Raw genomic sequence first — 9,157 nt, forward strand, 5'->3', positions numbered from 1 at the left:
CTTAACTGTTTTCTTCGAATTAAAACACAAAGAACATCTATTTTAAAGTTTCCGATAATTCACTGAATTGCAGTATGTACAATTTTACTTACCTAATTTGAATCGGTAGTTTTGGTTCATACTAATTATTTAAAACATTTTATCATGAAAAAAAAATTCGAAAAAATAAGTAAATCTGTAATTATCACAGGAATTGTTTTTGCCACAATATTGCTAAACAGTTGTGCAACAGATGATGTAAATCCAGACATAACAAATCAAAACGCTGAAAAAAGCAGTATTAAAATTCCAAACAACGTTACGAGTAAGAGTAGCTGTGACTGTGATGTTATTTTGGAATTAGATTTAGATCTAAATAAAGACGGAAATGTTACTGCCAATGATTTAGTACACTTACAAGTAATTTTGAATTACCTTGATTTTGACTATGACGGATGTATAAGTCCTCCAAGCAAAGTTTTAGGCGCTGGAGATTATGGTTTGTGGACAACAAATGGAGGTGTTCATGTTCCAACGAATTTTCGTGACTTTAATGGCGATGGAGTAACTAATAACTTAGATGTATTTTATGCATTTGTCGCTATTGTTCCTCGATTTGGAAAAATTTCTGGTGACGATAATCTTTGCCAAGAAGATATCGATTGTCTTCTTGCATATGTAGTTGGAAATCTTGATTGTAATTAACATATCAAAAACCGCTTTATAGCTGGTACATAACTAAAACCTTTTGCGCTTGCAGAAGGTTTTTTTGATTTCAACAGTAACTAATGATTAATTATAAATATCTGCTTTTATCACAATAAGTTTTCCGTATTGCGGTTTAATTGTTTACTTTGTGTAATCGATTTAAAATCCCTTATAATTCATGGAGCAAATCCTCAGTCTTAGAAACGTTTCTATTTTTCAACGAGAAAACCTTATTCTTTCTGATGTCAATCTCACTATCAACAAAGGTGATTTTGTGTATTTGATAGGGAAAACTGGTTCTGGAAAGAGTAGCTTTATGAAAACTTTATATGGCGATTTACCTTTGACAAATGGTGAAGGAACTGTTGTTGATTTTAACTTGAAAACTTTAAAAGAGAAAGACATTCCTTTTTTACGAAGAAAACTGGGTATTGTTTTTCAAGATTTTCAATTGCTTCAAGATCGTACTATTGCCGATAATTTATTGTTTGTTTTAAAAGCAACTGGCTGGAAAGATAAAGAAGAAATGCAAGTTAAGATTGATGAAGTTTTAGACAAGGTTGGCATGAAAACGAAAAACTTTAAGTTTCCGCATCAACTTTCTGGAGGAGAACAACAACGTATTGCCATTGCTCGTGCATTATTGAATGATCCGGAATTGATTATTGCAGATGAACCTACTGGGAATTTAGATCCGCAAACGAGTGTTGAGGTTATGCAAGTACTGCGAGAAATTAATAAAAACGGACGTACCATTTTAATGGCAACACACGATTATGCATTGCTTTTAAAGTATCCTTCTAAAACACTTAAATGTGATGCTGGAAAAGTATTCGAAGTAGTTCAGAAAAATGTATAATTCACTCAAAAAAACAATCAAACAACTACTTCCGAAGCGTTTTATTTTTCAAAATGAACCTTTCTTTCGGTTTTTCCATGGTATTTTTTATTTAGGAAATTCGCATCAATGTGGTGTTTGTAAAAAGAAATTACGATCATTTATTCAATTAAAGAATAACGATTTGCTTTGTCCTTTCTGCGGAAGCTTGGCAAGAAATCGCCGTTTGTGGGAAGTTTTGAATACAGAAAACCACCTAAAAGGGCGCGTTTTACACTTTTCTCCTTCTCGAAATATATACAGAAAGCTAAAAAAACGTTCCGATTTGGAGTATGTGACTTCTGATTATGAGTACGAATTTATTGCAGATTTTACATTTGACATTACAAATATTGACCAAGAAGAAGCTACTTTTGATACCATTATATGTTTTCATGTATTAGAGCATATTCCCAATGATATCAAAGCCATGGAAGAATTATACAGAGTTGCAAAACCAAATGCAAACGTATTTATACAAACACCTTTTAAAGAAGGTGCTATTTATGAAAACGCGAGTATTACAAGTCCGGAAGATCGATTGAAACATTTTGGACAAGAAGATCATGTTCGTGTATATTCACCTGAAGGATTAAAAACACGTTTAAAACAGGTTGGATTTGCTGTAAAAACCTTATCTTTCTCAGCTAATAAAAATGATGCACATTTAGGATATTCATCGCCAGAGAATATCTTAATTGCTACCAAATAATGCTGTCGATCCTCATCCCCACGTACGATTATGATATTTCTTCTTTAGTAGAAGAGATTCATGCTCAAATTTCAAAAACGGACTATGTTTTTGAAATTTTATGTTTGGACGATCATTCTAACGACCAAGAAACGATTCAGAAAAACGAACGCATTAATACATTTTCAAACGCTTCATATACGGTTTTACCTAAAAATATTGGTCGCAGCCGTATTCGAAATTTACTTGCTAAAAAAGCAACGTATGATTGGTTGTTGTTTATGGATGCTGATGTAATTCCTGTTCATAAAAATTTTATCACGAAGTACATAGAAACCATTTCTGAAGAAAAAGAAGTGATTTATGGCGGAATTTTATATCAGGAAGAAAAACCGAAACAGGAAAACGTATTGCGTTGGATTTATGGAAAAGAACGTGAAGCATTATCTGTACAACAACGACAAGAAGCTTTGTATTTACGCTTTTTAACTTTGAGTTTTTTAATTAAGAAAGAAGTGTTTCAAAAAGTAAAATTCAATGAAGACATTCCGAATGCACGCCATGAAGATACCTTGTTTGCAAACGATTTGAAACATGCGGAAGTCCATTTAACACATATTGACAATCCTGTATATCATTTAGGTTTAGATACGAGTAAGGAGTTTATTCGCAAGTCAATGGAATCGGTAGAAGTGCTGATTTTATTTTTGAAAAATGAACTGATTGAGCACAATGACATTTTGATTACCAAAGTGTTTAAACGCGTCAAAAAGTTTGGAGTCAATCGTATTTTATCTTTGATGTATCGTTGGTTTGGAAAACGTTTTGAAAAGAATTTGCTTTCAAACAATCCTTCCATGTTTGTTTTTGACTTGTATAGATTAACGTATCTTTGCTACTTAGATATTCGTAAATAATGCCACTTTTTTCCGTAATTATTCCATTATATAATAAAGAAAAGTACATACAACAAACTGTAGAAAGTGTGTTGCAGCAAAGTTTTGCGGACTTTGAATTGCTGATTGTAAATGATGCAAGTACTGATAAAAGTGTTGCTGTAGTTTCTCAAATTTCCGATAACAGAATTCAACTCATTGAAAACCCAAAGAACTTGGGACTTTCTGCCACGCGAAATCATGGAATTTCAAAAGCTAATGGCGATATTATTGCGTTGTTAGATGCTGATGATGTTTGGCTTCCTAATTTTTTGGAAACGATTCAAAGTTTATACAATTCATTTCCAGAAGCAGCTATTTACGGAACTGATTATGTAGAAATCTATACTTCTCATGAAAATTTAATTCCTCGAAAAAACATTGCAAGTTCATTACAAGGAACATCTTTTTTGCTTGCAGATTTCTTTGAAGCAAGTATGTTTCAACCTATTTTTTGCCAGAGTAGTTTGGCTTTTAAAAGAGCCATTTGCACAGAGACTGATGTTTTTAATTCAAAAATTACATTTGCAGAAGATATTGAGTTTTATATAAAATACGGTTCTAAATATCCTGTCGCCTATCATTATGAAGCGCTTGCAGAAGTACGTTTCGATGTACCTGATCAGATGAGTAAAAATTCGATTGCGACAAAGGTTCTTCCTGACTTAGATACCTATGAAGAAGTTGCAAAAGACAATCATTCTTTAAAAAAATATTTAGACTTATATCGTTACATTTTTGCTTCGTTATATAGTTTAGAAAATGCCATTCCGCAACGAAATGCAATGTTGCAAAACATAGAGTATTCGAATTTGACTTTTAAACAACGTTTACTATTGAAAAGCCCACGATTTGTATTGGTGTTTTTAAAAAAGTTGAAAGGTTTTTTGTTGAAGCGTAATATTCGGGTAACTTCTTTTTAGACTTGTTAGATTGTTAGACTCGCTTTGCTTTTAGACTGCTATCGCTTTTAGATCGGATTCTCCTCTTAGATCGCTTCGCTCTTGGTAATTAGGCAAGTAAATTTTAGTATGAAACTTCACTTTCAAATTGACAAATAAACTTAGACGTGTTTTGCTTTCAGTATTGCTGAAGGTGTTGGGTGTTGGGTGTTGGGTGTTGGGTGTTGTTAAAGAAAATCTTTTTTCAATTTAAAATTCAACATCTAACATTTAAAATAAATTTACTTCGAAAGTTTTACGTTTTCTTTGGTAATTACGTAGTCTTGATAATCGCGAATATAATCAGATTCGTCAAATTCATCAGAAGCCAATACTAAACATACAGCTCCAGAAGAGAAGTTTTCCAATTCGCGCCAAATTCCGTGTGGAATTAAACAACCTTGATTCGGTTTATTGAGTAGAATACGTCTTTTGGTTGTCCCGTCTTTAAAAATGACTTCAAAACTTCCGCTCAACGCTATTAAAACCTCGTGTTGTTCTACATGTGCATGTCCACCTCTTTTTGCACCACTAGGAATATCATACAAATAATAAACGCGCTTACATTTAAAAGGAATTGTTTCTCCTTCAATGACAGATATATTTCCTCTAAAGTCTTCGATTTTGGGGATCGTTATAAGCTGAATATCAGCAACAGTTGTAGACATATTTTAGGCGGTTATTAGTTGTATCCATTGCTGGATTATTGGTTCTTCGGTGAATTTATTTATTGAAGATACTGTATTTTGTTTACAATCCATATACAAATCAATATTTTCGATTAACAGTCGCATTGCATCTTTCAAATTCGCAAAGTTTTGATCTTCAACGAGCAAACCATTTATTTTATGTTGAATTATTTCACTTGGTCCCGATTTACAATCAAATGCAATGACAGGAGTTTGCTGTTGCAGTGCTTCTATTAAAACCATTGGAAAGCCTTCTACCCTACTCGATAATACTAAATATTTTGCATTTCGAATGTATTCTGATACATTTTCTACAAATCCCAAGAGCTTTACATGCGTTTGCAATTGCAATGTTGAAATTAAGTGCTGCAATGATTCTTTATCATCTCCATCGCCACAAATAAATAGTTTTATATTTTTTTCTGACAATTTGGAAGCGTGATATGTTTCAATCAAACGATCAAACTGTTTGATATCATTTTGCAAACGTCCCACTGCAACTATATACTCATCTTGTGCATCTAAAGTACTGATTTTCTCTCTTTTATCAATAGTAATATAGTTAGGAATGTATACTTGGTTTTCAAAACCGTATACTTGGTTTAATTTTTCTTCAATTGCTTTAGAAACAGCCACAACTGCATGTGTATTGTTATATATTTTTTTGAATAGTTTTCCTTTCGGGATATGCCACTCAATCTGATAACTATGCACCATCATAATCATCTTTTTTACTTCAAATATGAATGTATGCAGCAAATATTCCATCACAAAACGACTGCGTGATCGAAAGTCAATATACATATCGGCATTACATTTTTTATACGCTTTCTTAAACGCAAAAAGCTTTTGAATTTGTTTGATGATTTTTATGGAAGATTCACGCTTACCCAAATTATATAACTCACCTTCATAATCATAAGTAACTTGATCTTTTAGCGAAATAATTGATACTTTAAAACCGTATGAATGAAGCGATTTAGAAAAGTTTGCCGCCTGTTTTTCTGCGCCACCGCCACTTAGGCAATCGACAATTATACAGATTTTCTTTTTAGAATTTTGCAGCATAAAGTTTTCCTACTATCTTTCACGCAAATATACTGTTTATGCGAATATTATTGATAGGAGAATACAGTAGATTTCACAATTCGCTAAAAGAAGGTCTACAAGAGTTACAGCACGATGTTACGTTGATTGGTCGCGCTGACAACTTTAAAAACTACCCTATTGATATTTCACTCGAAGCTACTTTTTTTCATAAAAAGATTCCAAATGCATTTCGGCAACTCCTTTTTAAAATTAGTAATATAGATATTGCTTTTTTAGAAATTGCCTATCGTTTTTATAAGCACAGAAAGTCGTTTCGTAATTTCGACGCAGTACAATTGATTAATGAATTTCCATTTGCTACCACTCCACGCATCGAACGAAAGTTATTGAAATACATCTTTAAACATAATAAAAATGTGTATTTGTCTTCTTGCGGAGACGATTTTCATTATGTGAATTATATTTTGAATGCAGATTTACCATACCACATGTTAACTGCTTATGAAAATGATAAAAGCACGAAAAAATGGTTTCGATATTCACTTCAATATTTATCAAAATCACATGAAAAATTACATCATTACGTAATAAAACATGTAAAAGGAATTATTCCTGCAAACTTTGATTATGAAATGGCATATCGGAAACATCCGAAGGTTTTGCCTCTTGTTCCGTTTCCAATCAATGTAGATTCACTTTCATTTCAATCCTTAAAGTACGATGGAAAAGTGAATATTTTTCACGGTGTAAATAAAGTCAATTACTTAAAAAAAGGAAATAATTTGATTGAAAAAGCCTTGAAAGTTATTGAAGAAAAATATCCCAATCGTGTTGCTGTAAAAACTGCCAGCAATTTACCATATTCGGAATACATTCAAACCTATAATGAGGCGCATATCATTATGGATCAGCTATATGGATACGATCAAGGATATAACGCTTTGGAAGCGATGGCGAAAGGAAAAGTTGTATTTTCTGGTGCTGAAACAGATTTTATAGCATATTACAAGCTTGAAAAAACGGTATTGATAAATGCAACTCCAAATGTGGACGATTTGGTTGAAAAACTAAGTTTTTTAATCGAGAATCCAGATGAAATGATTCAAATTGGTAAAAATGCGCGCGCTTTTGTTGAGGAATTTCACGAGTATTCAACGGTTGCGAAACAATATTTGGAACGTTGGCGCTTCGACTCCGCTCAGCGCTCTTAGTATTGGGTATTGGGTGTTGGGTGTTGGGTGTTGGGTGTTGGGTGTTGGGTAAAATACTTTTATATTTTAAATTTCATTATTCGTTATTCGAAAATACTTTTTAATTTAAAATTTAGCATTTTACATTTAACATTTCAAAGACTCAATCTACGAATACCTTCATACACTATAATACTAACCGCATTGGCTAAGTTCAAACTTCTAATATGTTCGCTAAACATAGGAATTGTATACAACTGTTTTGTATTAGCTTCAGTGATTTCTTCCGATAAACCCACCGATTCTTTTCCAAAGACTAAAAACAAATCATCTTCAAACGGAATTTCAGTATATGACTTTTCACTTTTACTTGTGAGGTAAACCATTTTTTTGCCTGCATTTTTAGCGTAGAATTCTTCTATATTTTCATAGATATGCAGATCTAAATGTTTCCAATAATCTAAACCTGCACGCTTGAGTCGCGCATCTGTAATTTCAAAACCAAAAGGTTTTACTAAGTGTAAGTTGGAACCCGAAGCCAAGCTCAAACGTCCAATATTTCCTGTATTTGTTGGAATTTCAGGTTCTACAAGAACTATGTTGTATGCCATTATTCAAATTTAATATAATCGATTTCTATTTTAAAAGGTCCTGCTTTTTTCTCGTTTGAGACGAAACCAATGCGTAAAATATTTTTCAATTCTTCTAGTGTTGGTTTTCCCGATCGTTTGCGTCCGACATTGTAACGCACAAAATCAGAGAATGCAATTTCCTTTTTAACCCATTTCCATTCGGTAGTTGGCAACTCTACTTTATAATACGGAACAAACCAACGTCTGTCCATTTCTAAAGTGAATCCCATTGTATATTTTTTGGAACGATAACGAATGATTACTTTTTTATAAGATGAAAGATCGCGCTTTTTGTATTGACTTCTATAGGATGAAAAACCTCCATTATTTTCTAGTGAAACCGTTCCATCGAAAATGACGTAATCATCTGAAAACTCGTAATCTCCTTCGGAAAGTCCACCCATTACACCATCATTTGTAATTTTCCATAGTTCGCCATCTTTCTTTTTTCCAAAATCAATTTTGGATTGTTGTGCGCATAAAAATTGTGTGATGAGTAGAAAGTATAATATTGAGCGTATGTGCATTCTTTTTTTTCTTCAATATACAAAGATTTTAGAAAATTTATATTCTGACATTCTGTTTCGTAATTGTGATATTTTGAATATGTATCTGCTTTTTGGTTTTATTTTTCTATTTTCGTTTTTCAATATGTATTCACCTATTTCCCTGTTATTTTATGGAGTCTAATTTTATATCTGAAAAAGCTACTATTGGTAAAAATGTTACTATTGGCAAGTTTTGTATTATTGAAGACGATGTAGTTATTGGCGATAATACGGTGATTAAAAATTATGTTGAATTACGCAAAGGCACTGTGATTGGCGAAAATTGCTATATTGATTCACGTGTGACTTCATCTGGAAATTGTGTAATTAAAAATAATGTAACAATCCGTTACGATTCTATTTTAGCCAGAGGTTTGCTAGTGGAAGATAATGTATATATTTCTCCAAAATTAATGACCAACAATTTAAATACTGCCAAAGAACAAATTGGTGGTGCACATATTGGTAAGAATGTTTTTATTGGAACGAATTGTATTTTGCATCACGGAATTACCATTGGTGAAAACAGTGTCATTGGTGCTTTGTCTTTTGCAAACAAAGATATTCCTGAAGATGAAATATGGTTTGGAAATCCTGCTGTTTTTAAACGAAAGAAATAGTTTTTTGTTATGTTGAATGTTAGATGTTAAATTTTGAATTACTTCACAGCCAAACTCTTCAACTTATAAACTATAAGAAAAAAATTCGTCTGATCGAGTGAAAAATGTGAACACGTTTTTTGTATCGAGATCTCCTATGAAACGATCATTTTCCTGAGTACTTCTCGATACAATTTTCTACATTTCGCCGCAGCTCAATGTAACGAAAATCACTCGAAGTGACGTTTGATGGAAACTTATTATTTTAAATGATAAACGTTGAATTACTTCACAGCTAAACTCTTCAACTTATAAACT

11 protein-coding genes are annotated in these 9,157 nt (G+C 32.4%); 7 read left to right on the forward strand and 4 right to left on the reverse strand.

The window, feature by feature from the left end:
* The first annotated feature begins 144 nt into the window (after positions 1-144).
* The 5 genes from ACRBBL_RS17915 (at position 145) to ACRBBL_RS17935 (ending at position 4,113) form a co-directional block, all read left to right on the forward strand.
* Positions 145-684 (forward strand): hypothetical protein, encoded by a 540-nt coding sequence (locus ACRBBL_RS17915; RefSeq protein WP_431370452.1) that lies wholly within the window; start codon positions 145-147, stop codon positions 682-684.
* A 181-nt stretch (positions 685-865) separates the two neighbouring features.
* Entirely contained in the window at positions 866-1,546 is a 681-nt protein-coding gene (locus ACRBBL_RS17920; protein WP_431370453.1) for a cell division ATP-binding protein FtsE, read from the forward strand.
* Positions 1,539-2,276, forward strand: a complete 738-nt coding sequence (locus ACRBBL_RS17925; RefSeq protein ID WP_431370454.1) for a class I SAM-dependent methyltransferase — start codon at positions 1,539-1,541, stop codon at positions 2,274-2,276. Before ACRBBL_RS17920 ends, ACRBBL_RS17925 begins: the two co-directional genes overlap by 8 nt.
* Positions 2,276-3,172, forward strand: a complete 897-nt coding sequence (locus ACRBBL_RS17930; protein WP_431370455.1) for a glycosyltransferase family 2 protein — start codon at positions 2,276-2,278, stop codon at positions 3,170-3,172. Before ACRBBL_RS17925 ends, ACRBBL_RS17930 begins: the two co-directional genes overlap by 1 nt.
* On the forward strand, positions 3,172-4,113 hold the full coding sequence (locus ACRBBL_RS17935; RefSeq protein ID WP_431370456.1) for a glycosyltransferase family 2 protein: 942 nt from the start codon (positions 3,172-3,174) through the stop codon (positions 4,111-4,113). Before ACRBBL_RS17930 ends, ACRBBL_RS17935 begins: the two co-directional genes overlap by 1 nt.
* A 260-nt stretch (positions 4,114-4,373) precedes the next feature.
* On the opposite strand, the gene ACRBBL_RS17940 is transcribed toward ACRBBL_RS17935, so the two are convergent.
* Entirely contained in the window at positions 4,374-4,799 is a 426-nt protein-coding gene (locus ACRBBL_RS17940; protein ID WP_431370457.1) for a sugar 3,4-ketoisomerase, read from the reverse strand.
* Between the two features lie 3 nt (positions 4,800-4,802).
* Entirely contained in the window at positions 4,803-5,888 is a 1,086-nt protein-coding gene (locus tag ACRBBL_RS17945) for a glycosyltransferase family 4 protein (protein WP_431370458.1), read from the reverse strand.
* A gap of 38 nt (positions 5,889-5,926) precedes the next feature.
* Between ACRBBL_RS17945 and ACRBBL_RS17950 the strand changes: the two genes are divergently transcribed.
* Complete coding sequence (locus tag ACRBBL_RS17950) at positions 5,927-7,081, forward strand: glycosyltransferase (protein WP_431370459.1); 1,155 nt, start codon at positions 5,927-5,929, stop codon at positions 7,079-7,081.
* Between the two features lie 134 nt (positions 7,082-7,215).
* Here ACRBBL_RS17950 and ACRBBL_RS17955 read toward each other — a convergent pair whose 3' ends face one another.
* Together ACRBBL_RS17955 and ACRBBL_RS17960 are read right to left on the reverse strand one after the other, a co-directional pair.
* A complete protein-coding gene (locus ACRBBL_RS17955; protein ID WP_431370460.1) occupies positions 7,216-7,671 on the reverse strand; it encodes a tRNA (cytidine(34)-2'-O)-methyltransferase in 456 nt (151 codons plus the stop codon).
* Positions 7,671-8,219, reverse strand: a complete 549-nt coding sequence (locus ACRBBL_RS17960) for a CIA30 family protein (RefSeq protein WP_431370461.1) — start codon at positions 8,217-8,219, stop codon at positions 7,671-7,673. The genes ACRBBL_RS17955 and ACRBBL_RS17960 overlap by 1 nt, the downstream gene beginning before the upstream one ends.
* Positions 8,220-8,371: 152 nt before the next feature.
* On the opposite strand from ACRBBL_RS17960, the gene ACRBBL_RS17965 reads away from it, so the two are divergent.
* Positions 8,372-8,860 (forward strand): acyltransferase, encoded by a 489-nt coding sequence (locus ACRBBL_RS17965; protein ID WP_431370462.1) that lies wholly within the window; start codon positions 8,372-8,374, stop codon positions 8,858-8,860.
* Positions 8,861-9,157: the final 297 nt, after the last annotated feature.

This window comes from Kordia sp., from assembly GCF_050633145.1.
Lineage (GTDB): Bacteria > Bacteroidota > Bacteroidia > Flavobacteriales > Flavobacteriaceae > Kordia.

What these genes read in the sequence shown, in the direction of transcription:
- ACRBBL_RS17960 (WP_431370461.1), bottom strand. Translation starts at nt 8,219, where the DNA reads ATGCACATACGCTCAATATTATACTTTCTACTCATCACACAATTTTTA.
- ACRBBL_RS17945 (WP_431370458.1), bottom strand. Translation starts at nt 5,888, where the DNA reads ATGCTGCAAAATTCTAAAAAGAAAATCTGTATAATTGTCGATTGCCTA.
- ACRBBL_RS17935 (WP_431370456.1), top strand. Translation starts at nt 3,172, where the DNA reads ATGCCACTTTTTTCCGTAATTATTCCATTATATAATAAAGAAAAGTAC.
- ACRBBL_RS17925 (WP_431370454.1), top strand. Translation starts at nt 1,539, where the DNA reads ATGTATAATTCACTCAAAAAAACAATCAAACAACTACTTCCGAAGCGT.
- ACRBBL_RS17955 (WP_431370460.1), bottom strand. Translation starts at nt 7,671, where the DNA reads ATGGCATACAACATAGTTCTTGTAGAACCTGAAATTCCAACAAATACA.
- ACRBBL_RS17930 (WP_431370455.1), top strand. Translation starts at nt 2,276, where the DNA reads ATGCTGTCGATCCTCATCCCCACGTACGATTATGATATTTCTTCTTTA.
- ACRBBL_RS17950 (WP_431370459.1), top strand. Translation starts at nt 5,927, where the DNA reads ATGCGAATATTATTGATAGGAGAATACAGTAGATTTCACAATTCGCTA.
- ACRBBL_RS17920 (WP_431370453.1), top strand. Translation starts at nt 866, where the DNA reads ATGGAGCAAATCCTCAGTCTTAGAAACGTTTCTATTTTTCAACGAGAA.
- ACRBBL_RS17915 (WP_431370452.1), top strand. Translation starts at nt 145, where the DNA reads ATGAAAAAAAAATTCGAAAAAATAAGTAAATCTGTAATTATCACAGGA.
- ACRBBL_RS17965 (WP_431370462.1), top strand. Translation starts at nt 8,372, where the DNA reads ATGGAGTCTAATTTTATATCTGAAAAAGCTACTATTGGTAAAAATGTT.
- ACRBBL_RS17940 (WP_431370457.1), bottom strand. Translation starts at nt 4,799, where the DNA reads ATGTCTACAACTGTTGCTGATATTCAGCTTATAACGATCCCCAAAATC.